This window comes from Caballeronia sp. LZ032 (assembly GCF_031451315.1).
Taxonomy (GTDB): Bacteria; Pseudomonadota; Gammaproteobacteria; order Burkholderiales; family Burkholderiaceae; genus Caballeronia.
In genome coordinates this window covers 1,176,771-1,199,183 of record NZ_JARUXP010000003.1, presented here as the reverse complement: position 1 = coordinate 1,199,183, position 22,413 = coordinate 1,176,771, and the positions used below count along the sequence as shown (strand labels likewise).

The following is a 22,413-nucleotide window of genomic DNA, read 5'->3' as shown; positions in this document are numbered from 1 at the left end:
GCGAGCCGCGGGTCACCGCTTGCAGTTAAAGGCTCAGGCGCTTGCGCGCATGCCTTCGTCCTGCAGGCGGAAGGTTTCCACCGCCGTGCGCAGCGCGCCGGCCTGGTCTTCGAGCGACTGCGCCGCTGCCGCCGCTTCCTCGACGAGCGCCGCGTTCTGCTGCGTCACTTCGTCCATCTGCGTGACGGCGCGCGCCACCTGATCGATACCGCTGCTTTGTTCCTCGGAGGCCGCCGCGATCTCGCCCATGATGTCCGTCACGCGCTGCACGGCCGTGCTGATTTCGGTCATCGTGCGGCCGGCTTCATCGACGAGCGCCGTGCCCGACTGCACGCGTTCCACCGAGTTGTCGATCAGTTCCTTGATTTCCTTCGCCGCCGCCGACGAGCGTTGCGCGAGCGATCGCACTTCACCCGCCACCACGGCGAAGCCGCGTCCTTCCTCACCGGCGCGTGCCGCTTCCACTGCCGCGTTCAATGCAAGGATGTTGGTCTGGAACGCGATGCCTTCGATGATCGTGATGATGTCCGCGATCTTCGACGAGCTTTGATTGATCTCGCCCATCGTGGTCACGACTTGCGAGACCACCTGGCTGCCCTTGCCGGCGATGTCCGAAGCATTGGCCGCGAGCACGCTGGCCTGACGCGCGTTGTCGGCGTTCTGCTTCACGGTGCCGGTCAGCTCATCCATGCTCGATGCGGTTTCCTGAAGCGCCGAAGCCTGCTGTTCCGTGCGCGAAGACAGATCGATGTTGCCTGCCGCGATCTGCTTGGTCGCCGATGCAATCGACTCGCTGCCGCCGCGTACCGTGCGCACGGTGTCGATGAGGCTCGACTGCATGGCCGCGAGGCCGCGCAGCAACTGGCCCATTTCGTCGTTCGACGTGATGCTGACGCTGCGGCGCAGGTCGCCCGATGCGATGGCGTCGAACTGTGCGAGCGCGGCGTCGAGCGGGCGGGAGATGCGGCTGCGCAGCGAGATCCACGTATAGAACGCGGCGGCCACGCCCACGAGAATGGCGATGATGTTGACGGTGCGGAACAGGTCGAAGGTCGACTGGCCGGCGTCGTACGCCTGATTGGCCTGTTCGAACTGGAGCTTGCGCAGGTCGACGCCCGCTTTCGCGAACTGGTTGAAGGATGCCTGCATGGCGCTGGCATCGTCGATGATCTTCGCCTGGTCCTTCGCGCGAATGTCGGCATAGCCTTGGTCGATCAGCTTTTGCAGCGAGAGGCGCTCCGTGTTGAACTTGTCCGCGAGTTCCTTTTCTCCCTGAGCTTGCGGCAGGCCGGAATACTTGGTCCAGGCGTCGTCGGAGATCTTGCGCATCAGCGCGCCCCGGCCGATGGCTTCCTCGGCCGCCGGCGTGCCGACGTTGAGGGCGGCGCGGTCAAAGCTCAGCCGCTCGCGCGCCATGAACATTTCGGCGTTGCCCACCGACACGGCGCTGGGCATCTGATTGGAGAACAGGTCGTGGGTGACGGTGTTGGAGCGGCTCATGCCGATCAGTCCGACCACGCCGATCGCGATCAGAAGCGCGCTCAGCATGGTCATGGCCAAGGCCAGACGGCCTTTGATGGTCGAAAACATAGGTATCTCTAGGTGGGCTGCATCGTTGGGCGCGGGGCGCGATGGCGGACGAAGAGGCTTCGCCCGCCGCGCGGCGGATGTTGTTCATCAGCCGCTTATATATCGACCGTGAAACGATGCCCTTTAGGACACGATGGCGCGGGGCGGGTAGGTGAGCGAAAAAGGTCCTTGTTAACAAGGACTTCTTTTTCTATGAGGGTTTGCCCGCAAGCTGAAGGGCGCAGGCAGGATTTCTTACAAGATGTTTAGCACGGTCATTCGGAATGCCGGACGTTCTCACGGAAAGCGCGGCGCCCCCGAACGCTGGCGCACGCCGCGTGCAAGCAGCGCCCGCGCAATCAGCGCGAGATGGTAGTAGAGACGCGGACTCAGCCCATAAGCATAGGCATCCGGATGAGCAAGCGCGATGCGCAGCGCGGCGCGCGGCGCATCCTGTCGCGCACGCAGCGAGACGACGATCGGCGCGAGCCTGCGCAACGCCATGGCGCGAGCCGGTTCGAGTGAAGCGTCGAGCGGCAGGCCGACCACGAACGACCAGGCGACGAGGGCGGCGGCGCGCGGCGACAGGCGGGTGCTGTTCGAGATGGAAACAGCCGTCTTGCGGTAATACGACACGTAGTCGTGCAGGTAATAGACATGCGATGCCGCGAGACATAACTCGACGCCGAACACGAAGTCGCAGCAGGCGGCCGCTTCTTCGCGATAGCCGACGCGCCGGACCAGCGGCGCAAGCGCCATCCAGCCATTGTTGGGGAACATCTGCACGAGGCCGGTTCGTCCGGCAAGCGGCTGCATGCCGCGCGCGGTGCGCGTGCGATGAAACGCGGCATTGAGCGTGGCGCTGCGCTGCGGGTCGATGACGCCCGCGGCATCGACTTCATGCTGGTCGCCGAATGCCACTTCGAGATGCGGGTAGAGATCCCACAACGACGCCAGCCGTTCGACGGCGGTGAGCGCGAGGTAATCGTCGTCGTGAATCAGCATGACCAGCGTGCCGGACGCGCGCTCGAAGAGACTCGCGACGTTGCGCGCCTGGCCAAGCGGCGGATCGTTGCGGACATAGCGGATGCGGGCGTCGTCTGCATAGCGGGTGTCGATCAGCCGCTGCGTGGCGTCGTCGCGCGAATCGTCGCCGATCAGGATCTCGATGTGCGGGTAGCTCTGCGCAAGGCATGAGTCGAGACATTCGACGAGCAATTCCGGCCGGTCGCAGCTTGGCAGGCAGATGGAAACGGTCGGTGTGCTGGCCATGTCGTCCCTTGTCGTCTTCTGTGGTCGGGATGAAGTCGCGCCCTTGTTCCGCTCTTGTTCAGCAGGCGCTTCATAATACGAAATGTTTCGCGAATGTCAGCAAGGTAGAAGAAAGACGACGAAAAATAATGAAAAAAAATGGCTCGAAGGACTTATCGGATCAGCTGAGGCAGCCAGGCTTTGACTCGTTGAAGGATCAGCACACGTTGATTTCCTCGTGCCTCGATCCAGGTTGGGCCGAAGCCGAACACATGAAGTCTCAACGAGTCGTGACGAACCTCCACAGCGCCGCGCATTCGGCGTCGCTTGGCTGATAACGCGGCATCGCCTTGCGCAGGATCACGCCAGCCGGGTCGACGCCGTTTTCAAGCGCACGGCAGAACGCCGCGGCGTCATAGTGGCTCGGCGGTCCGCCCCGGCGACGCGTCTCACCAAGCAGCGCGTCATGCGTGAGCGGCGGCGCGAAGGCCGCCGAGGCCGCTGCGCCCGGCGTCGCGGCGTGACAATTGACGCAGCGGGTCGTCGCCGAAGGCAGCGCGCGAGTGTCGTCGCGCAAATGAGCGTGCAGCGGGTGTTCGCCAATGAAGATCGCACAGCCGAGGTCGCCCGGTCTGCACGTCTGCTGCGCATGAGCGGCAAGGGCCAGGCAAGCGAGCGCAAGCGCGCTCGCCATGCCACCGCATAGCTGCCTCATTCAATGCACGCGCAGCACGCGCCCGACGCTCGGCACGCCCTTCGCGTTCAGCGCAAACAGCATGTAGTAGCCCGGCACGACGATGCCGGGATCGGCGGGAACGTTCAGGTGATATTCGCCCGCAGTCCCCACGCTGTACGACAGCGGCACGCGCCGTTGTTCGTTGTTCAGCGAATGCGTGACCGACGACGAGCGCATCAGCGCAAAAGCGCTCACGCCCTTGCTGGCGTTGACCACGATCGTCGTGCCGAGTTGCGCGTCGGTGGGCACGGACGTGAGGCTCGGACGCGACGCGGCGGAGCCGTCTGCGTTGAGCAGATACGGCGGCGTCAGGATCTCCACATCGGTGTGATTCGTCGCGCAGGTGCCGCACAGTCCGCCCCCGCCGCTCAGCACGCGTCCATCGGTCAGGAGCAGCGCAATGCTGTGATACACGCGCGGCACGGCCTGCGGATTGAGCGGCGAAAAGGCATTGGTAGCCGGGTCCCAGATCTCCGGCGTGAGGATGGCGTTGTCATCGGAGAACGGCGCCGCGAAGGTCTGCCCGCCCACCACCACGACCTGGCCGTTCGGCAGCACCACGCTGTTGTTGAAGGCGCGCTGGTAGCTCATCGGCGCGATGGCGCGCGTCACCGCCGTGCCGCTGCTGATGTCGATGAGCGTGGCATTCGACGTCGCCTGCGACTGGTCGTAGCTCGGCGCGCCGCCGACCGCGAGAATCTTGCCGATGTCGTACATGACCGCGTTGCCGTTCATCGCGTCGTTGTCGTTGCCGCGATTGCCCGCCGCGGTGACGTTGCCGTTGCCCGCCGTATCGAACCAGTGCATTGCGCGGCTCGGTCCCGCATGAAACACGCGTCCATTGCCGACTGCGAACAGCCATGCGTGATTGTCGGAGCGGAAGATGCCGGCGGCGTCGTTGGTGAGGATGATGTCGTCGGTGATCGCGCCGTTGATTTGCCAGCCCGAACCCGACGTCCACGTTTCGCCGGTCTTGCCGCCGAGGCCGCCGTTCCACGAGCCGCCCACCAGGAACACACTGCCGTTGCTCAGTGTCACGCTGCCCTGATAGCCGCGCGGGATGTTCATCAGATTGCTCGATGACCACGAATTCGTCGAAGGCGAATAGATGCTCGTATTGCGCGTGTCCGATCCGCCTGTCACGAAGATCCGTCCATCCGGCAGGTTGGCGATGCCCGGACAGAACATGTCGTGCCCGGTGTTGGTCACGATCACCTGCCGGCTCTTGCCGGTCGAGGGATTGAAGATCGCCGTGTAGGTCTTGCCCGGCGTGACTTCGCCGGTGGTGAAGTTGAGCGCGCTGTCGGCGGACCAGACCAGCACGGTGCCGTCGGGCAGATTGGCCGCCTGCACCGGCACGATGGGCAGCGTGATGGGCGCCGTCCACTTCGAGACCAGCGGCGGCTTTTGTGTCGGCAGGCCGCCGACTCTCCAGGTCTGCCCGGCGCTGCCGTCGCAGATCTGCTGGGTCAGCTGCGGACCCTGCGTGGTGGTGCTGGACGTGCTCACGCACAGGCCGCTTTGCTGCACGACGATCGCATAGCCGCCGCCTTGCGGCACCATCGAGAAGGCCTGGTTGGGCCCACCGCTGCAAGGCCACTGGATGATGACGCCACCGGGGTTCAGGCTGCGCCCCGAGACGTCCATGCACAGGTTGCTGTTCCGGTTGATGAGGTTATAGCGGGTGCCGGTGGCCGAAGGGAGCCATTGCTGGTTGTTGCCGCCCCAGCAGGTCCACGAGAGCACGGGCGCGCCTTGCGTGACGGAGGCACCGCTCACGTCGGCGCACAGGTTGGTGCCGTTCACGGTGAGCGGGCCGTAGGTCTGCGCGCGGACCGTGGCCGGCATGCATGCACAAGCCAGCGGCAGCGTGATTGCCAGCAGCACGCGCATGCAGCGCTTGAGCCAGTCAGTCGCACTCTTCGTCGAACGGATGCCTCGCATGATCTTGCTCCCCGTGAATGACTCCGTTATGCACGTGCAAGCGCGCCGAGTACCTCGCAGACGTCAGCGACGCGAGGAAGGTCCGCGCTTCGCCAGCGCAGCGTCGCGCCGGCATCGAAGCAATAGACCTGCGTCGAATGGTCCGCGAGGTTGCCGAGGGGTGTCTTGCTGCCCGACAGCGTCACGCGCATCTGGTCCACATCCGCCAGCGCCGGCGTCGCCGCATTCCACGCGGGTCCCGCCTCGAAGCGGGCGAGCCAGGCGCGTAATGCGGCGGGTGAGTCGGAGAGCGGATCGATTCCAATCGATAGCAATTGCAATTGCACGCGGCGAGGCGCCCGGATGCCTGGCAGCCGTTCCTGGACCGCGCTGAAGAGCGCGCCTTGCAGCGGACAGACCGTGCCGCATCCGGTGTAGACCGTTTGCAGCGCCGTGATGTCGCCGCGCAGCCAGTCGTTCAGACGGCGGTTCTTGCCGGTCTGATCGACGAGCCAGACATCGTCGAGACGAACGGGCGGCGTGACCGGCCCCGGCCCGCCGTGTTGCGCGTGAACGAATGAAGGCGTGACGCCCGAAGCGAGTGCGGCCATGCCCCACAGCAGGGAGCGTCGGGTCCGCGAGGGAGCACACGCATGCACGCCGGAATCCACTTGATTTCGCACCTTGCTGACTTTCCGAAGCCGTCCTTGGCGACGGCTTCACGATCCCCGTCGAGAGCACTCGGGGTGGAGGGACTTTCGAAAGACGCAGCCTGATGAGCGCGAGACGTGCTGAAAAGACTCTGGATCGAAGGTTAGCAATCCGCAAAGGGAATAACCGTTCGGTAAGCGAAATGAATGGCGAATTATGTGCACTCGGGCACATTCGTATGTGGTGACTGAACACTGTGTTGCGAATCTGGAGCACGTCACGCGTGCTCACTTCTTTCAAACCGAACGTTCGGCGAAGCGAAAGTGCCAGCTTTCGTACACCATCACGTAATGCGGGGATCGATCAGGACACAAAAATACGGGGCATTACGATTGCTTTACTCAGACACCGTCGTCGCTCCACGCCGTTTGAACCGTCCATGCCTTCCGCTGAAGGAGATTGCAAATGAATGCGCGTCTATCCGCTTGTACCGCCGCACTCGGCGCCGTGCTGATCACGGTAATCATCGGCGCGTGCAGCGGGGGCGACTCCGGCAGCGATCCGGCATCGGCAGCGAAGACGCCGGCCAGCGTTTCAAAAGCGAGCACGAATGCCGCTGCCAATCCCATGGATGTCCTCACCTGGCACAACGACATTGCACGCACCGGCCAGCAACTCGCCGAGAAAGTCCTCACGCCCGCCAACGTCCGTTCCGGTACGTTCGGCAAGCTCGCGATCTTCGCTGCCGATGGCCCTGTCGATGCCCAGCCGCTCTTTCTCGCCGGCGTGAACATCGCGGGCGGCACGCATAACGTGGTGTACGTCGCGACCGAGAACGCGAGCGTCTATGCCTTCGACGCCGACAGCGGCACAGTGCTCTGGCGCGTCTCGACGCTGCGCAGCGGCGAGAATCCGAGCGACGACCATAATTGCGGCCAGATCACGCCGCGCATCGGCGTGACGGCGACGCCGGTCATCGACCGCACGCGCGGGCCGAATGGCGCGATCTATGTCGTGGGTGTGTCGAAGGATGGCGCGGGCGCTTATCACCAGCGCATCCACGCACTCGACCTCGCCACCGGCGCCGAGTTGTTCAACGGCCCGACAGACATTCGCGCGACCTATCCCGGCAACGGATCGGGCAGCGTGAACGGCACGCTCACGTTCGATCCGGGCCAGTACGTCGAGCGCGCGTCCCTGCTGATGCTGAACGGCGTCATCTACACCGCGTGGACGTCGCATTGCGACTTCCTGCCGTACACCGGCTGGGTCATGGGTTACGACGCCAACACGCTGCAACAGGCGAGCGTGCTGAACGTCACGCCGAACGGCCAGATGGGCGCGATCTGGATGAGCGGCGCGGGACCGGCCTCGGACGGAGAAGCGATCTATCTGCTCGATGGAAATGGCACCTTCGATCCCACGCAGAACGAACACGAGATGCCGATCAACGGCAACTACGGCAATGGCTTCCTGAGACTCAATCTCTCGCCGCTGCGCGTGCAGGATTATTTCCAGCCGTCGAACACGGTGCAACTGACGAACGAGGATGAAGACCTCGGCTCGGGCGGCGCGATGGTTCTGCCCGATCTCGTCGATGTGAACGGCACCGTGCGTCATCTCGCGGTGGGCGCGGGCAAGAACGCGACCATCTATGTCGTGAACCGCTATTCGATGGGCAAGTTCGATTCGAACGCGGATCACATCTATCAGGAGCTGGTCGGTCAGATCACCGGCCCGATGTTCGGCGCGCCCGCGTACTTCAACAACACGGTCTATTTCGGCGCGGTCGGCGACAGCATCAAGGCGTTCGCGGTGTCGAACGCTTCGCTGTCGCGGACGCCGACGAGCCAGACGTACATCACATTCGGCTACCCGGGCGCGACGCCGGCCATTTCGGCGAACGGCACGGCTAACGCCATTTTGTGGGCAGCGGAAAATGGCGCGACGGGGGTCTTGCGCGCCTTCGACGCGACCAATCTCCGCAACGCGCTCTACAGCAGCAACGACGCCGGCAGCCGGGACCAGTTCGGCCCCGGCAACAAGTTCATCACGCCGATGATCGCGAACGGCAAGGTGTACGTCGGCACGAAGAGCGGCGTGGCCGTGTTCGGCTTGCTGGGAAGATAGCCGGCCGCGGCACGGTGGTAGATTGGTCGCTGACCTCTACCCTCCGGGAGCGGCGCGCGTGCCGGCATTCGCATGGATTCGTTGATCACTGCCGCAGCCCGGGCACTCGCGGCGGGTGATCCGCTGGGCGCGTTGAACCGCATCGCGTTGCGCGAGGATGCCGGGGCGCTCGCGTTGCGCGGCATCGCGATGGCCCAGCTTGGCGACTTCACCCGCGCGCGCGTGCTCGTCAGGCGCGCGGCACGCGCCTTCGGTGCGAAAGAGGCGCTGGCGCGCTCGCGCTGCATCGTCGCGGAAGCGGAGATTGCACTGGCGTCGCGCGATCTCGGCTGGCCGGAAAAGACGCTGCATCAGGCCCGCGCCATCCTCGAAGCACACGGCGACAACGTCAACGCCGCCCACGCGCGTTATCTCGACGTGCGGCGCGCGTTGCTGCTCGGCCAGCTCGATGACGCCGGGCAGATGCTCGCCAGCCTGGATCCCGCGGCGCTGCCTGCGGCGCTGCGCGCGGCGCACGAACTGTTTGCAGCGGGACTTGCACTGCGCCGACTGCGCACGCGGGACGCACGCGACGCGCTCGGGCTCGCACGGGAAGCCGCGAAGCAGGCGGGCATTCCGGCGCTCGCGGCGGAAGTCGAAAGCGCGTGGCGGCTGTTGCGGACGCCGGCCGCGCGTCTCATCGCACGCGACGGCGAGCGGCTCTTGCTGCTCGACGAAGTGGAAGCGCTGTTCGCATCGCAGACCTTCGTCGTCGATGCCTGCCGTCTGTGCGTGCGCGAAGCGGGCAGCGCGGTATCGCTGGCGACGCGCCCCGTGCTCTTTACGCTCGTGCGCATGCTCGCCGATGCCTGGCCCGGCGATGTCCCCCGCGATGCGCTGATCGCCCGCGCGTTCCGCCTCCGTGAAGCCGACGAAACGCATCGCGCGCGCTTGCGCGTCGAGATGGGCCGGCTGCGCGGGCTGTTGCGTCCGCATGCGCGCATCGAGGCCACGTCGCGCGGCTTCGCGCTGCAGCCGCTGCACGCGCGCAAGGTCGCGGTGCTCGCGCTGCCGGTCGAGGACGAGCACGCACCGCTGCTCGCGCATCTGGCGGACGGCGAGGCGTGGTCGAGCTCCGCGCTGGCGCTTGCGCTGGGCGCGAGCCAGCGCACCGTGCAGCGCGCGCTCGATGCGCTCGGCGCGGCGGGCAAGGTGCAATCCTTCGGGCGCGGACGGGCGCGCCGCTGGACCATGCCGCCGATGCCCGGATTCACGACGGTCTTGTTACTCCCCGCGGCGATGGCGAATGACTAGGATGAAGCCGTCGTCGCTCAATTAATCATGAAGTCAATCGGGAGGACATCGACATGAAACGCGCGAAGGCGGAAATCATCCGCGAATACGGGCCGTTTGCCGGCGTCGAAGGCGTGCACGGCGTCACCTGGGACGGCGAGAACGTCTGGTTCGCCGCCGGCGAGACGCTCAACGCGTTCGATCCGGCCAGCGGCGAGCCGCGCCGCTCGCTCGACATCGCGGCGCACGCCGGCACCGCATTCGACGGCAAGCACCTGTTCCAGATTGCCGAAGACCGCATCCAGAAGATCGACCCGAAGACCGGGCGCGTGCTGTCCACGATTCCCGCGCCGGGCAACGGCGGCGACTCGGGCCTCGCGTGGGCCGAAGGCACGCTGTGGGTCGGCGAATACAAGGCGCGCAAGATTCATCAAGTCGATCCGCAGGACGGCAAGGTGCTGCGGACCATCGAATCGAACCGTTTCGTCACCGGCGTCACGTGGGTCGGCGGGGAACTCTGGCATGCGACCTGGGAAGGCGACGAAAGCGAATTGCGCCGCATCGACCCGCAATCCGGCGAGGTGCTGGAGCGGCTCGACATGCCCGAGGGCGCGGCGGTATCGGGGCTCGAATCGGACGGCGGGGAGCGCTTTTTCTGCGGCGGCGGCCGGACGGGCAAGGTTCGTGCAATACGCAGGCCGAAGCGCGAGTAAGGCGGCGGCGGGCTGGTTCCTTGCCGGGTGGGGCAAAATGGCGGATACGGGTCTCCGGCGCCAAGGAAACAGCGGCCGAACCCTCATGCTGTGGGGCGCTGTATCGCGCGCCCCACGCCCCGACCCACAAGGAACCGCCGTTTGACCTCGAACACCGTCGACCCCCGCCAGCTCGATTCATGGATTGGGGAATCCGCGCGCGCCATACGCGACTTCGACTGGAGCACGACGCCGCTCGGCCCCATCGACACATGGCCACAAGTGTTGCGTTCCGCCGTGCAGATCATGCTGCGCAATGCACTGCCGATGGCCGTGCTGTGGGGCAAGCAAGGCACGCTGCTCTACAACGACGCCTATGCGCAGTTTTCCGGCGGCCGCCATCCGGGCATTCTCGGCATGCCGATCGAACGCGCCTGGCCCGAGGCGGCGGCTTTCAATCGCAATGTGGTCGAAAGCGGGCTGCGCGGCGAAACGCTGTCCTACCTGGACATCGATTTCGTGCTGCCGCGCGCGGGCCGCGAAGCCCACGTCTGGCTGGACCTGCACTACAGCCCGATCGCCTCCGACGAGGGCGTGCCGCTCGGCGTGCTGGCGGTGGTCGTCGAAACCACCGTGCGGGTCACGCTGGAGCGCACGCGCGCCGAGGCCGAAGCGGCATTCCGCGCGGCCGACGAACGCCTGCAGCTCGCGCTCAACTCGGGCGCCGTGCTCGGCACCTTCGTCTGGGAAATCCAGCACAACCGCGTCAAGGGCGACGAGCGCTTCGCGCGCACCTTCCTGTTCTCGCTGAAGCAGGTGACGGCCGGCCTGCCGATCGAACGGGCGTTCGAGATCATCCATCCCGACGACGTCGAGCGCATCACCTCGCTGATCGCGCGGACGGTGCGCGAGAACACGTCGTATCGGGCGGAGTACCGCATTCGCACGGCTGAATCCGGCTGGACGTGGATCATGGCGTCGGGCCGCTGCGAATACGACGAAACCGGCCGGCCGATGCGGTTTCCCGGCGTCATCATCGACATTCACGACCGCAAGGTGGCCGAGGAAAAGCTCAGGGAGCTGACGCATGACCTCGAGGACAAGATCGCGGAGGCGGTGGCGGCGCGCACGGCGGTCGAGGCGCAACTGCGCCAGAGCCTGAAGATGGAGGCGCTCGGCGCGATGACGGGCGGCGTCGCGCACGACTTCAACAACACGCTGCAGGCGATCAGCGGCAACCTGCAACTGCTGCAATATCTGCCGCCCGCCGACAAGCGCGTGCCCGAGCGCCTGCAGGCCGCGATGGACGCGGTGCAGCGCGGCGCGAAGCTCGCCTCGCAACTGCTGTCCTTCGCGCGGCGGCAGCCGCAGTCGCCGGTGGTCATCAATCCGCGCCGGCTCTTCGACGAACTGCGCGAATTGCTCCAGCACGCGGTGGGCGCGTCCGTGACGATCGGCACGATGATCGTCGACGAACCGTGGAATTTCTGCGTCGACCGCAACCAGCTGGAGAACGCGCTGCTGAACCTGGCGATCAACGCCCGCGACGCCATGCGCGGCGACGGCAAGTTCATGCTCGCGAGTTCGAACGAAGTGCTCGACGCGGCGGCCTGCGAAGGCAAGGAACTGCGGCCGGGCGAGTACGTGAGGCTGTCCGCATCGGACACCGGAACCGGCATGCCGCCCGAGGTGCTCGAACGGGCCTTCGAACCCTTCTTCACGACCAAGCCGGAAGGACATGGCACGGGACTGGGATTGTCGATGGTATTCGGCTTCGTCAAGCAGTCCGGCGGACATATCGCGGTGTCGAGCACGGTGGATGTAGGCACCACCGTGGATATCTTCTTTCCGCGCAGCCATGACGACGAAACCGCGATGCCGCGCGCCGATGCGCTGATGACGCAGACCAGCGGCGCGACGGTGCTCGTCGTGGACGACGATGCTTCGGTGTTGTCCTCGACAGTCGCGATCCTGGAGGTGATGCGCTATACCGTGCTGCGCGCGGCCAACGGCGACGCTGCGATGAGCGTGCTCGAAAGCGGCGTGCATGTGGACCTGATCCTCACCGACGTCGTGATGCCGGGCAAGGTGAGCTGCGCGGACCTGGCCGAATGGGCGTTTTCACAAACGCGTCCGGTGCCGGTGATCTACGCGTCGGGCTATACCCGCGACATGATTTCGCGCGACAGCGTGCTCAGGCCGAACGTGACGCTGCTGAACAAGCCATATCGGGCTGAAACGCTCGCGCGCGAGATCGCGGCGGCCTTGAATGGCTGAGCATGCCGTAACACTTGCCGCGGCGGCGGGCATCGTTTAGTTCCGCGGCACTAAAGACCCCAGATGCTGCGCCGATAAACAACGATCGTACAATTAGCAGAACAGGGTCAAAGCGGTGCAGAGAGAACCGACCGACTTTCTCGGAACCATTGGCGAGAACGTTGCCAGCAAGTTGCCGTACCTCGAATACGCGCGCCGCTTCGATGGCCTCGGCCTGGCTCCGCTCGGCGTACTGATTGCCGCCTGCGGCACGTTTTTCGTGCCGATGCCATGGAATATCGCGCTGGCCGCGCTGGTACTGGCGCTCACGCTGGTCGTGCATCGCATGCAGGCCGCGCACCGGAAAATCTTCGTCGCGCGTCAGGTGGCGCACGCGCTGCTCGCCATCGCCGAGGATTGCCTGAAGCTGCTGAGTCTCGACGGCCGCATCATGTGCATTTCGGACGTGGGCCGCAATCTGATCGAGGCGGAATGCGCGGATGCGCTGATCGACATCGACTGGCTCGCGCTCTGGGAAGGTCCCGACGCGCGGCAGGCCTTCGAACGCGCCAAGGCGGGTGAATCGACCTCGTTCTCCGGCGCGTGCCGCACCATGACCGGCACGCTGAAATGGTGGACCTCGACCTTCGCGCCCGTGTACGGCGAGCATGGCCGCGTGACGGCCGTGCTATGCAAGTCGCGCGACATTACGGCCGAAAGGAATCTCATCGATGAACTGCGCGGCAACGCGCGCGTGCAGAAGGACATGGAAGATCACGTCGATGCCGTGTTCTGGACCGCCACGCACGACTTCCGCGAACTGCTGCACGTGAGTTCTGCGTTCGAGCGCATGTGGGAAATGCCGATGTCCGCGCTCGAAGCCGACCAGACCGCGTGGTCGCAGCGCGTGCATCCTGACGATATCGGCGCGCTGCGCGTCGAAATGCGCAGCGCGGTGCAGACCGGCTCCGCGAAGCAAAGTTATTTCAGGTTGTGCCTGCCGCATGAACGGACCCGCTGGGTGCGCGCGGATATCTATCCGGTGACCGGGGATGGCGCGGTGTCGCGTGTGGTGAGCGTGTGCGTGGACGCCACCGACGAACGCGAGCGGCTTCAGGAACTGCACCGGCTCGCCAATACGGACAGCCTCACGGGCCTCGCGAACCGCAATGCGATGATGGAAACGCTCGTGGGCCGCTGTGAAGCGGGCACGGCGTTCGCCTATCTGTTCGTGGATGTCGACCGCTTCAAGTCGATCAACGATACGGCCGGCCATATTGCCGGCGATGCCGTATTGCGCACCATCGCGCGGCGCATCCAGGAGGCCCTGCCGGGCGGCGCGGTGGCGGCGCGTCCGGGCGGCGACGAGTTCACGGTGATCCTGCCCGGACCGTTCGATCAGGAAAGTATCGAGCGCGCATGCCGCAAATTGGCTGCGGCGTGTCACCGGCCGATCAAGGTCGACTGCAAGAGCGTGACGATGACCTGCTCGATCGGCGTCGCGCTGTATCCGGAACACGGGCGCACGCCTGAAGCACTGTTCATCAGCGCCGACATGGCGATGTACGCCGCCAAGCGCGCCGGCCGCAACACCTTCCGGGTGTTCGGCGAGCGCGAGAAGGACGACCTGGCGCGCGCGCATCTGGAATCCGAACTGCATGGCGCAATTCGCGACAACCAGTTCGTGCTGCATTACCAGCCGCAATATCGCGTCAAGTCAGGCGCGCTCGTGGGCGTCGAGGCCCTGTTGCGCTGGAATCATCCGTCGCTCGGCATGCTCCCGCCCGGCGCGTTCGTGCCGGTGCTGGAGGAAAGCGCGTTGATCGTCGAGGCGGGGCACTGGGTGATCCGCGAAGCCGTGCAGTCGGCGGCGCGGCTCTCCGGCGCGCTGCCGGCGGTGTGTTCCGTGGCGCTCAACGTGTCGCCGAAGCAGTTCCGCGATCCGCGTCTCGTGCATGTGCTGCGGCAGGCGATCAGACGCGCGGGCATCGACTCGAGCCGCATCATGCTGGAGATCACCGAGTCCGCGCTGATCGACAATGTGGACGATGCGCAGGAGGTGCTGTCGAAGGTGCGTGACATGGGCGTGCGCATTGCCATCGACGATTTCGGTACGGGGTATTCGAGCCTGAGCTATCTGGCGCGCTTCCGTCCGGACGTACTGAAGCTCGACAAGTCCTTCGTCGACAACATCGCCACCGACGAGATGGTGCGCACGGTGGTGGAAGGCGTGATCGGCCTCGCGCACAAGCTCGGCGTGACGGTGGTGGCGGAGGGCGTCGAGACGCAGGATCAGCTCGACACGTTGCGCGCCGTTCATTGCGACAAGGTGCAGGGCTACCTGCTCAGCCGGCCGATTCCGCTGGCGGTGCTGATGGAGCGGGCGGGGTCGGTGGAGACAGCGGTGGCGCATTGAAACGCCCGGACAGGAAACGCGTGGCCCCACGGCGGGTGGCAGTATCATCGTCGGGCGGTAGAACCGCTGATCCTTTGCCGGAGGGTGCGATGAAGACATCGGCGTCATGGCGGTTGATCGTGCTCGGTTTCTTCGCGGGTCCGTGCGCCTTCGCGCAGGATGCTCCACCATGCAGCAGCGCGGGCGTGCCTGTTGTCGTGCGTGACTTCACGGCCGTGAGCCAGGGCGGCGAGTCGCGCCTTCCCGGCTCCCGCCTGCGCTCGATGCGCAACACGATGAAAGTCGACCAAAATGCGTCCGCACTTGCTGAGGACATCGTGAAGACGCTCCAGGCGCGAGGTGTCAATGCGTGCCGGGCGCAGTCGCAGGGCCCGTTGCCCGCATCGGGCTGGCTCGTGACCGGCGAATTCGATGAATCCATCCCGGCCGGCCCGGGCGCCGCGCTGCCCTCGATGAATTCCTCCGACACGCCGCCCAACACGCACGTCACCGTGCAACTCGCGAGTCTGTCGGCGCCGGCCGGCCAGGCGTCGGCGCGCATCGACACCAGCGACGAACTCAAGGGGCAGAAATCGGCGGCGGCGCCCAAGCCTTACGGCGCGGCCGCGCGCTTCGTCATCAACAAGGTGGAAGGGGCGTCGTCACTCCACGATCTGGCGGGAAAGATCGCCGACGGGATCGTCACGGAGCAAAAGAGACTGGGCAGCGAGCCCTGACCTCCCGAATCACACCGCAAGCCCCGGAGTGCCCCCGCGCGCCTCACCCACGACCATGGGCCATCTTCTCGCTCCGGAGCCCGTCGATGCCGTTCCCCGCTGCCTTCCAGCAACTTGCCTGGTCGAACCTTCTTGCGCAGTCCGCCGAGCAGATCGGCCTGGCGGCCACGCCGCTCGTCGCGGTGTTCGCGCTCGGCGCCTCGGCAGCCGACACCGGCCTGCTGCAAAGCGCCCAGACGCTGCCTTTCCTGCTGCTGTCGATCCCGCTCGGCGTTATCGCCGACCGCCGCTCGCGCCGCACGCTCATGACCTGCGCCGAATGCGCCCGCGCGCTCGCCATGCTGTCCGTCCTGCTGCTCGCGCATGCGCACGCGCTGACGCTGCCCTTGCTCGCGTTGCTCGGCTTTCTCGGCGCGACCGGCACCGTCGCCTACAACGTCGCCGCGCCCGCCCTCGTGCCCGCGCTGGTCGAACGCGCCGCGCTGGCCGCCGCGAACGGACGCATCGAACTCGCGCGCAGCGTCGCCTGTTCGGCGGGGCCGGCGCTCGGCGGACTGCTCGTCGGATGGACCGGCGCGGGCTGGGCCTACGGCTGCGCGGCCGGCCTTTCGGCCTGCGCGGCGCTACTGCTCGCACGCTTGCGCGAACCGCCGCGCCAACACGCCGCCAAACGGCATTTCTTCGCCGAACTACGCGAGGGCGCGAGCTTCGTTGCGCACGACGCGCTGCTGCGTCCGATGCTCGCCACCGCCGTGTTCTTCAATCTCGGCTTCTTCATCGTGCAGGCGGTGTATGTGCCATACGCGGCGCAGCATCTGCGTTTCGATGCATCGGCGATCGGCATGACGCTTGCCGCTTATGGCATCGGCATGGTGTGCGGCGCGCTGGCGGCGCCGGCGGTGGCATGCCGCATCACCTTCGGCCGGATGCTGATGGTCGGGCCGCTGTGCGGGCTGGCCGCTTCGCTGATGCTGGTCGCGACGCTCGCCGCGCCGTCGTTCTGGCTGGCATCCGCGAGCTTCTTCCTGCTGGGCGCGGGCCCGATCCTGTGGACCGTCGGCTCCACGACACTGCGCCAGGCCATCACGCCCGCCTCGATGCTGAGCCGCGTCTCCGCGCTCAACAGCACGGCGACCTACGGCGCCCGTCCGCTCGGCGCGCTGCTGGGCGCGGCGATCAGCGCGCGCCTCGGCACCGGGCCGTGTCTTGCGGCGGCGGCCGTGTGCTTCGTCGTGCAGGCGGCGATCATTGCGGCGTCGCGGGTGGCGCGGCTGGATGACGTGCCGGAAGGCGCGCGGGGCGCGTGAATCACGCGTCACCGCTTCGTCTTACGGCGCGGCTTCTTGCCGAACATCGGCATCCGTTCGAGGATCGATTCGAGCAACGCCTGCGGTCCCGCCGCGAGCGGCCGGCCGGTCTTCACCAGCACGCGCGCCTGCGCGCTTTCAAACAGCGGATGCGCGACCGGAACGAGGGTCAGCTCGCCGCTCGCCAGCTCGCGATACGCGGCAAACTCGCCGATCAGCGTCATGAACTGCTCCGCCGCGACGAGCCGCTTCAGCGCGCTTAGCGAATTGGTCGTGAGGGCGGGTCGAATGGACAGACCGTCCGTCGTTTCGAGCATCTTCACCACATGTCCGATGCCGAAGCTCGGCGGCATCAGCGCGAGCGGGTAATCGAGCAGATCGTGAATCCGTGCCGCGCCTCCGCGCCGCGCCAGCGGATGATCGCGCCGCATCAGCAGCACGACGGGCTGCGCGCAGCTTGCCCGAATCTCGATCCGCTCATGCGGCGGCGGGTTGTACGCGAGCCCGATATGCGCCCGGCTCTGCGCGACTTCGTCGAGCAGGTCGTCGACGGCGAGCATCTGCACGTCGATCTCGAGCCGCGGATAGCGCGCGCAGAACGGCGCGAGCACGTCATCGACGAGCGTATCGACATAGCCTTCGCTCACCGCCAGCCGGATCTGTCCTTGCTGCAAGCCCTTGAGCGCGTGCAACTGGTCTTCGAGCCGCTCCTGCTGCGAGCGATAACCCCGCCAGAACTCCAATAGATGAAACGCGGCCTCGGTGGGCCGCACGCCGCGCGCCTCGCGTTCAAACAGCGTGGTATCGAGTTCGTCTTCGAGCAACTTGATCTGCCGCGCGATCACCGACGGCGACGTGTTCAGATGGTCCGCCGCCCCGCGCATCGTGCCGTGCGACAGCACTTCATGGAAGTAACGCAGACGTTGCTGATTGATTTCACGCATCTCGACGGCTCCGGAACATGAGAAGACAGTGTTGCTCACAGAGCAACGATACGTGAACTTGGTTGCTCTTGCTGGCACAGTCGAACACGCTCACCATGGTTTCACCCGGAGAGGGGAAGACCACAAGGAGACGCGCATGTCGACGATTCAACCCCAGCCGGGCGGCGCTGCCGTCCAGGCGCTCTACAGCAGGATCAACCGGCGGCTGTTGCCGCTGCTCATCGCGTGCTACCTGTTCGCGTATCTGGACCGCGTGAACGTCGGTTTCGCGAAGCTCCAGATGCAAAGCGATCTCGGCTTCTCCGACGCCGCATACGGCGTCGGCGCGGGCATCTTCTTCATCGGCTACGTGCTCTTCGAGATTCCCAGCAACCTGATGCTGCCGAAGATCGGCGCGCGCCTCACCTTCAGCCGCATCCTCGTGTTGTGGGGCATCACGTCGGCGTGCATGCTGTTCGTGCGCAACGTGCCCGCGTTCTACGCGATGCGCTTCCTGCTCGGCGTCTTCGAAGCGGGCTTCGCGCCCGGCATGATCTATTACCTCTCGTGCTGGTACGGACCGAAGCGCATGGCGCGCGCCATCGCGCTCGTGTTCGTCGCGGGGCCGCTGGGCGGAGTGGTCGGCGGGCCGTTGTCGGCGTGGCTGATGACCTCGCTCGCGGGCGTCGGCGGACTGACGGGCTGGCAGTGGATGTTCCTCGTCGAAGGCCTGCCGTGCATCGCACTCGGCGCCCTGGTGTGGTTCACGCTCGCCAACGGTCCCGCCGAAGCACGCTGGCTCTCGCGCGACGAACAGCGTCTCGTCGAGGCCGAGGCCGGCGCGCATGGCGGCGGGTCGCACCGGATCGCATCGTTTCGCGAGATCGCCCGGAACCCGCGCATTCTCGTGCTGGCGCTCGCCTACTTCTGCATCATCTTTCCGATCTACGCCATCAGCTTCTGGCTGCCCACGCTGCTGAAGGAGCAGGGGGCGCACGATACCTTGAAGCTCGGCTGGTATGTCGCGATTCCCTATGTGGCCGCAGCCGTGGCCATGTACGGCGCGGGCCGCCGGTCGGACGCGCTCGGCGAGCGCCGCTATCACAGCGCGCTGCCGGCGCTCGCCGCGGCCGCATTGCTGGTGATGACGCCGTATGCCTCCGGCGGCCTCGCCGCGACGCTGGTCCTGCTCACGCTCGCCACCGCCTGCATGTGGATGGCGTACACGGTGTTCTGGGCGATTCCTTCCGAAGTCCTCTCCGGCCCCGCAGCGGCAGGCGGCATCGCGCTGATCAACACCATTGGTCTGTCGGGCGGGTTCTGGGGACCAGCGGTGTTCGGTTGGGTCAAGTCCGCGACCGGCAACACGAACGGCGGCCTGTACGCGATGGCCGGCATGGCCGCGCTCGCCTGCGTGCTGATTCTGGCGAACCGTTGCACCGTGGCCGTCGCGAAGACGCGCGCGGCCTGACACCTTTTCATCGAAGACAAAGGATGACCATCATGAAGATCCTGATCGCGGGATTCCAGCACGAAACCAACACCTTTGCGCCGACCCGGGCCAGCTACCCGAGCTTCATCCAGGGCGAAGGCTTTCCGCCGATGGCCCACGGCGCCGACGTGCTGAAGCTGCGCGACGTGAACGTGCCGGTCGGCGGCTTCATCCAGTGGGCCGAAGCGCAAGGGCACGAACTGCTGCCGGTGATCTGGGCCGGGGCGAGTGCATCGGCGCATGTGACGGAAGACGCGTACGAGCGCATTGCGGGCGCGATCGTCGAACGCGTGCGCGCCGGCGGTTTCGATGCGATCTATCTCGACCTGCACGGCGCCATGGTCGCCGAGCATCTCGACGACGGCGAAGGCGAGTTGCTGGCGCGCGTGCGTCGGATCGTCGGCGACGACATGCCGCTCGTCGTCTCCCTCGATCTGCATGCGAACGTCACGGCGCGCATGATCGAACTCGCCGATGCGCTGGTCGCGTATCGCACCTATCCGCACGTCGACATGGCGGAAACCGGCCTGCGCGCGGGACATCTGCTCGCACAGCGCATCGCGCATGACAAACCGCTGGCGCGCGCCGTGCGCCGCGTGCCGTTCCTGATTCCGGTGAACGGCATGTGTACGCTCGTCGAACCGGCGCGCGGCATGTATGACGCGCTGGAGAGGCTGGAGAAGGAGGCCGTGTCGCTGTCGTTCGCGCCGGGGTTTCCGGCGTCGGACTTCGAGGAATGCGGGCCGGTGATCTGGGGTTATGCGGTCGAACAGGAAGCAGCGGATCGCGTGGTGCACGCGCTGTACACGCAACTCGTCGACGATGAAGCGCGCTGGGACGTGCCGTTCCTGTCGCCCGACGAAGCGGCGCGCGAGGCCATCGCGACAAGCGGCAATGCAAAAGGTCCAGTGATCATCGCGGACACGCAGGACAACCCGGGCGTCGGCGGCGACTCGAACACCATGGGCATGGTCCGCGCGCTGCTGCGGCACGGCGCGCGCGAGGCGGCTGTGGGCGTCATCTGGGACGAGCCTGCGGCACGCGCGGCGCATCGGGCGGGTGTCGGCGCGCGCATCCGGCTGGCGCTGGGCGGCGGTTCGAACGTGCCGGGCGATTCGCCGCTCGAAGGCGAGTTCGAAGTCGAACATCTTTCCGATGGCCGCTTCCGCTTCGACGGCCCGATGCTCAACGGCATGAGCGGCGAACTCGGTCCCACGGCGTGCCTGCGTATCGAAGGCGTGCGCATTGCGGTCAGCAGCATCAAGATGCAGGTCTTCGACCGTAATCTCTTTCGCGTCGCGGGTATCGAACCCGAGCGCATGAAGATTCTGGTCAACAAGAGCTCAGTGCATTTTCGCGCGGACTTCGAACCGATCGCGTCGCGCATACTGGTCGCGAAAGCACCGGGCCCGATGGCCGCCGACCCCGCCGATCTGCCCTGGCGCAATCTCGCCGCCCACATGCGCGTGCGGCCGATGGGCCCGACGCTCGCCGAGTTGCGTGCGTCGGCTGCGTGACGGCTTCGTTCTAAAACAGTGGAACAGGAGAACCGCATCATGACGGACATCATCGACACGTCGCGCCGCCGCCTGCTGGGCGCCACGCTGGCGAGCGCCAGTATCGGCCTGCTGCAAGCGGGCTTCGGCAACCTGGCGCAGGCCCAGACCCGCCCCGTGACGCAGGCCGGCTTCGGCGCGCTGCGCCAGATCAACGCGGGCACGCTCAACGTCGGCTACGCGGAGGCAGGCCCCGCCAATGGCCCCGTCGTCATCCTGCTGCACGGCTGGCCATACGACATTCACAGCTTCGTCGAAGTGACGCCGTTGCTTGTGGCGCAGGGTTATCGCGTGATCGTGCCGTATCTGCGCGGCTACGGCACGACGCGCTTCCTCTCCGCCGATACCCCGCGCAACGGACAACAGGCGGTGGTCGCGGTGGACATCATCGCGCTCATGGATGCGCTCAAGATCAGGCAAGCCGTGTTAGGCGCCTTCGACTGGGGCGCGCGCACGGCGAACATCATCGCGGCGGTATGGCCCGAGCGCGTGAAGGCGATGGTGTCGGTGAGCGGCTATCTGATCGGCAGCCAGCAGGGCAATCGCGCGCCGCTGCCGCCGAAGGCCGAGTTCGCGTGGTGGTATCAGTTCTACTTCGCGACGGAGCGCGGCCAGGCCGGCTACGAGGCGAACCGTCATGACTTCAACAAGCTCATCTGGCAACTGGCATCGCCGCAATGGCGCTTCGATGACGCCACCTACGAGCGTTCAGCGCAGTCATTCGCGAATCCGGATCATGTGGCGGTGGTGATTCACAACTACCGCTGGCGTCTCGGGCTCGTGCAGGGCGAACCGCAGTACGACGCACTCGAACAGCGCCTGGCCGCCGCGCCGACCATCAACGTGCCGACGATCACCATGGAAGGCGATGCCAACGGCGCGCCACATCCGGATCCGTCGGCCTATGCGAAGAAATTCACGGGCCCGTATCAGCACCGGAACGTGACGGGCGGCATCGGGCATAACCTGCCGCAGGAAGCGCCGCGCGATTTCGCGGATTCGATCGTCGCCGCCGACCGCATGAAGGCTTGATCCCATCAATGCAAACCGCTAGCCGAGATGCGACTTCTTCGTCTTCCGGCTGGCGGCCTCTTTAGATGTCAGCTCGTGCATGATGCCGCAGTCATCCACCAGCTGTTCGCCCTGACACTTCTCGCGCAATGCGAGCAGCCGCGTTTGCAAACCGATCAGTTCATCGATGCGTTCAGCCACATGATGAATGTGCTCATCGACAAGTGAATTGATTGGCTGACAACTATCTGCCGTTTCATCGATGGCACGCAGCAGCGCACGCACTTCATCGTGCGTCATGTCCAGTTCGCGGCAGTTGCGGATGAGGCGCAGGCGTTCGACGTGGCTGGCGTTGTACGTGCGGTAATTCGCTTCAGTGCGTTCCGCGTGCTGAAGCAAACCTTCTCTTTCATAAAAACGAATCGTGTCCGGTGTGCATTTCGCGATGCGCGCCAATTCGCCTATCTTCATGTGCTGATCCTTCTTGACTCTTGAGCGGCTCCAAGGTTTCT

The 22,413-nt window shown here is 65.9% G+C and carries 17 protein-coding genes; 10 read left to right on the top strand and 7 right to left on the bottom strand.

What is annotated here, in order from left to right; all coding sequences use genetic code 11:
• Positions 1–33: 33 nt before the first annotated feature.
• The 5 genes from QCE69_RS26845 to QCE69_RS26825 form a co-directional block, all read right to left on the bottom strand.
• Positions 34–1,590, bottom strand: a complete 1,557-nt coding sequence (locus QCE69_RS26845; RefSeq protein ID WP_309933921.1) for a methyl-accepting chemotaxis protein — start codon at positions 1,588–1,590, stop codon at positions 34–36.
• A gap of 276 nt (positions 1,591–1,866) precedes the next feature.
• On the bottom strand, positions 1,867–2,841 hold the full coding sequence (locus tag QCE69_RS26840) for a glycosyltransferase family 2 protein (protein WP_309924929.1): 975 nt from the start codon (positions 2,839–2,841) through the stop codon (positions 1,867–1,869).
• 259 nt (positions 2,842–3,100) lie between these two features.
• A complete protein-coding gene (locus QCE69_RS26835) occupies positions 3,101–3,514 on the bottom strand; it encodes a hypothetical protein (RefSeq protein ID WP_309924927.1) in 414 nt (137 codons plus the stop codon).
• A 21-nt stretch (positions 3,515–3,535) separates the two neighbouring features.
• Positions 3,536–5,500 carry an RICIN domain-containing protein gene (locus QCE69_RS26830; RefSeq protein ID WP_309933920.1) on the bottom strand — a complete coding sequence of 655 codons (1,965 nt, stop codon included), beginning with the start codon at positions 5,498–5,500 and terminating at the stop codon, positions 3,536–3,538.
• Positions 5,501–5,526: 26 nt separating this feature from the next.
• Complete coding sequence (locus tag QCE69_RS26825; protein WP_309933919.1) at positions 5,527–6,090, bottom strand: SCO family protein; 564 nt, start codon at positions 6,088–6,090, stop codon at positions 5,527–5,529.
• A 505-nt stretch (positions 6,091–6,595) separates the two neighbouring features.
• On the opposite strand from QCE69_RS26825, the gene QCE69_RS26820 reads away from it, so the two are divergent.
• The 7 genes from QCE69_RS26820 to QCE69_RS26790 all read left to right on the top strand — a co-directional run bounded on the left by QCE69_RS26820 (position 6,596) and on the right by QCE69_RS26790 (position 16,919).
• Positions 6,596–8,260, top strand: coding sequence for a PQQ-binding-like beta-propeller repeat protein (locus QCE69_RS26820; RefSeq protein ID WP_309924924.1), 1,665 nt, complete (start codon positions 6,596–6,598; stop codon positions 8,258–8,260).
• A gap of 72 nt (positions 8,261–8,332) precedes the next feature.
• Positions 8,333–9,553, top strand: coding sequence for a helix-turn-helix domain-containing protein (locus tag QCE69_RS26815; RefSeq protein WP_309933917.1), 1,221 nt, complete (start codon positions 8,333–8,335; stop codon positions 9,551–9,553).
• Positions 9,554–9,606: 53 nt separating this feature from the next.
• A complete protein-coding gene (locus QCE69_RS26810; protein ID WP_309933916.1) occupies positions 9,607–10,245 on the top strand; it encodes a PQQ-binding-like beta-propeller repeat protein in 639 nt (212 codons plus the stop codon).
• 141 nt (positions 10,246–10,386) lie between these two features.
• Positions 10,387–12,501: an ATP-binding protein gene (locus tag QCE69_RS26805; RefSeq protein ID WP_309933914.1), complete on the top strand. Its 2,115-nt coding sequence runs from the start codon at positions 10,387–10,389 to the stop codon at positions 12,499–12,501.
• Positions 12,502–12,616: 115 nt separating this feature from the next.
• A complete protein-coding gene (locus QCE69_RS26800) occupies positions 12,617–14,896 on the top strand; it encodes an EAL domain-containing protein (RefSeq protein ID WP_309933912.1) in 2,280 nt (759 codons plus the stop codon).
• 89 nt (positions 14,897–14,985) lie between these two features.
• Positions 14,986–15,612: a hypothetical protein gene (locus tag QCE69_RS26795; protein WP_309924919.1), complete on the top strand. Its 627-nt coding sequence runs from the start codon at positions 14,986–14,988 to the stop codon at positions 15,610–15,612.
• Positions 15,613–15,698: 86 nt separating this feature from the next.
• The gene (locus QCE69_RS26790; RefSeq protein WP_309933911.1) at positions 15,699–16,919 is read left to right on the top strand and encodes an MFS transporter; all 1,221 of its coding nucleotides are present in this window, start codon (positions 15,699–15,701) and stop codon (positions 16,917–16,919) included.
• A gap of 8 nt (positions 16,920–16,927) precedes the next feature.
• On the opposite strand, the gene QCE69_RS26785 is transcribed toward QCE69_RS26790, so the two are convergent.
• Entirely contained in the window at positions 16,928–17,863 is a 936-nt protein-coding gene (locus QCE69_RS26785; protein WP_309924917.1) for a LysR family transcriptional regulator, read from the bottom strand.
• A gap of 136 nt (positions 17,864–17,999) precedes the next feature.
• Between QCE69_RS26785 and QCE69_RS26780 the strand changes: the two genes are divergently transcribed.
• From QCE69_RS26780 to QCE69_RS26770, 3 genes are read left to right on the top strand one after another with little or no spacing between them, the layout of a single operon-like run.
• A complete protein-coding gene (locus QCE69_RS26780; RefSeq protein ID WP_309933910.1) occupies positions 18,000–19,313 on the top strand; it encodes an MFS transporter in 1,314 nt (437 codons plus the stop codon).
• Between the two features lie 32 nt (positions 19,314–19,345).
• The gene (locus tag QCE69_RS26775; RefSeq protein WP_309933908.1) at positions 19,346–20,851 is read left to right on the top strand and encodes a M81 family metallopeptidase; all 1,506 of its coding nucleotides are present in this window, start codon (positions 19,346–19,348) and stop codon (positions 20,849–20,851) included.
• Positions 20,852–20,890: 39 nt separating this feature from the next.
• Positions 20,891–21,922 carry an alpha/beta hydrolase gene (locus QCE69_RS26770; RefSeq protein WP_309933906.1) on the top strand — a complete coding sequence of 344 codons (1,032 nt, stop codon included), beginning with the start codon at positions 20,891–20,893 and terminating at the stop codon, positions 21,920–21,922.
• Positions 21,923–21,940: 18 nt separating this feature from the next.
• Here QCE69_RS26770 and cadR read toward each other — a convergent pair whose 3' ends face one another.
• The gene (gene cadR, locus QCE69_RS26765; protein WP_309817566.1) at positions 21,941–22,372 is read right to left on the bottom strand and encodes a Cd(II)/Pb(II)-responsive transcriptional regulator; all 432 of its coding nucleotides are present in this window, start codon (positions 22,370–22,372) and stop codon (positions 21,941–21,943) included.
• Between the last annotated feature and the right edge of the window lie 41 nt (positions 22,373–22,413).

Bases quoted from the DNA above. Each gene is read 5' to 3' on its own strand.
- QCE69_RS26810 (WP_309933916.1), top strand. From the start codon at position 9,607: ATGAAACGCGCGAAGGCGGAAATCATCCGCGAATACGGGCCGTTTGCC.
- QCE69_RS26830 (WP_309933920.1), bottom strand. From the start codon at position 5,500: ATGCGAGGCATCCGTTCGACGAAGAGTGCGACTGACTGGCTCAAGCGC.
- QCE69_RS26780 (WP_309933910.1), top strand. From the start codon at position 18,000: ATGTCGACGATTCAACCCCAGCCGGGCGGCGCTGCCGTCCAGGCGCTC.
- QCE69_RS26775 (WP_309933908.1), top strand. From the start codon at position 19,346: ATGAAGATCCTGATCGCGGGATTCCAGCACGAAACCAACACCTTTGCG.
- QCE69_RS26790 (WP_309933911.1), top strand. From the start codon at position 15,699: ATGCCGTTCCCCGCTGCCTTCCAGCAACTTGCCTGGTCGAACCTTCTT.
- QCE69_RS26820 (WP_309924924.1), top strand. From the start codon at position 6,596: ATGAATGCGCGTCTATCCGCTTGTACCGCCGCACTCGGCGCCGTGCTG.
- QCE69_RS26770 (WP_309933906.1), top strand. From the start codon at position 20,891: ATGACGGACATCATCGACACGTCGCGCCGCCGCCTGCTGGGCGCCACG.
- QCE69_RS26795 (WP_309924919.1), top strand. From the start codon at position 14,986: ATGAAGACATCGGCGTCATGGCGGTTGATCGTGCTCGGTTTCTTCGCG.
- QCE69_RS26845 (WP_309933921.1), bottom strand. From the start codon at position 1,590: ATGTTTTCGACCATCAAAGGCCGTCTGGCCTTGGCCATGACCATGCTG.
- QCE69_RS26815 (WP_309933917.1), top strand. From the start codon at position 8,333: ATGGATTCGTTGATCACTGCCGCAGCCCGGGCACTCGCGGCGGGTGAT.
- QCE69_RS26835 (WP_309924927.1), bottom strand. From the start codon at position 3,514: ATGGCGAGCGCGCTTGCGCTCGCTTGCCTGGCCCTTGCCGCTCATGCG.
- QCE69_RS26785 (WP_309924917.1), bottom strand. From the start codon at position 17,863: ATGCGTGAAATCAATCAGCAACGTCTGCGTTACTTCCATGAAGTGCTG.
- cadR (WP_309817566.1), bottom strand. From the start codon at position 22,372: ATGAAGATAGGCGAATTGGCGCGCATCGCGAAATGCACACCGGACACG.
- QCE69_RS26825 (WP_309933919.1), bottom strand. From the start codon at position 6,090: ATGGCCGCACTCGCTTCGGGCGTCACGCCTTCATTCGTTCACGCGCAA.
- QCE69_RS26840 (WP_309924929.1), bottom strand. From the start codon at position 2,841: ATGGCCAGCACACCGACCGTTTCCATCTGCCTGCCAAGCTGCGACCGG.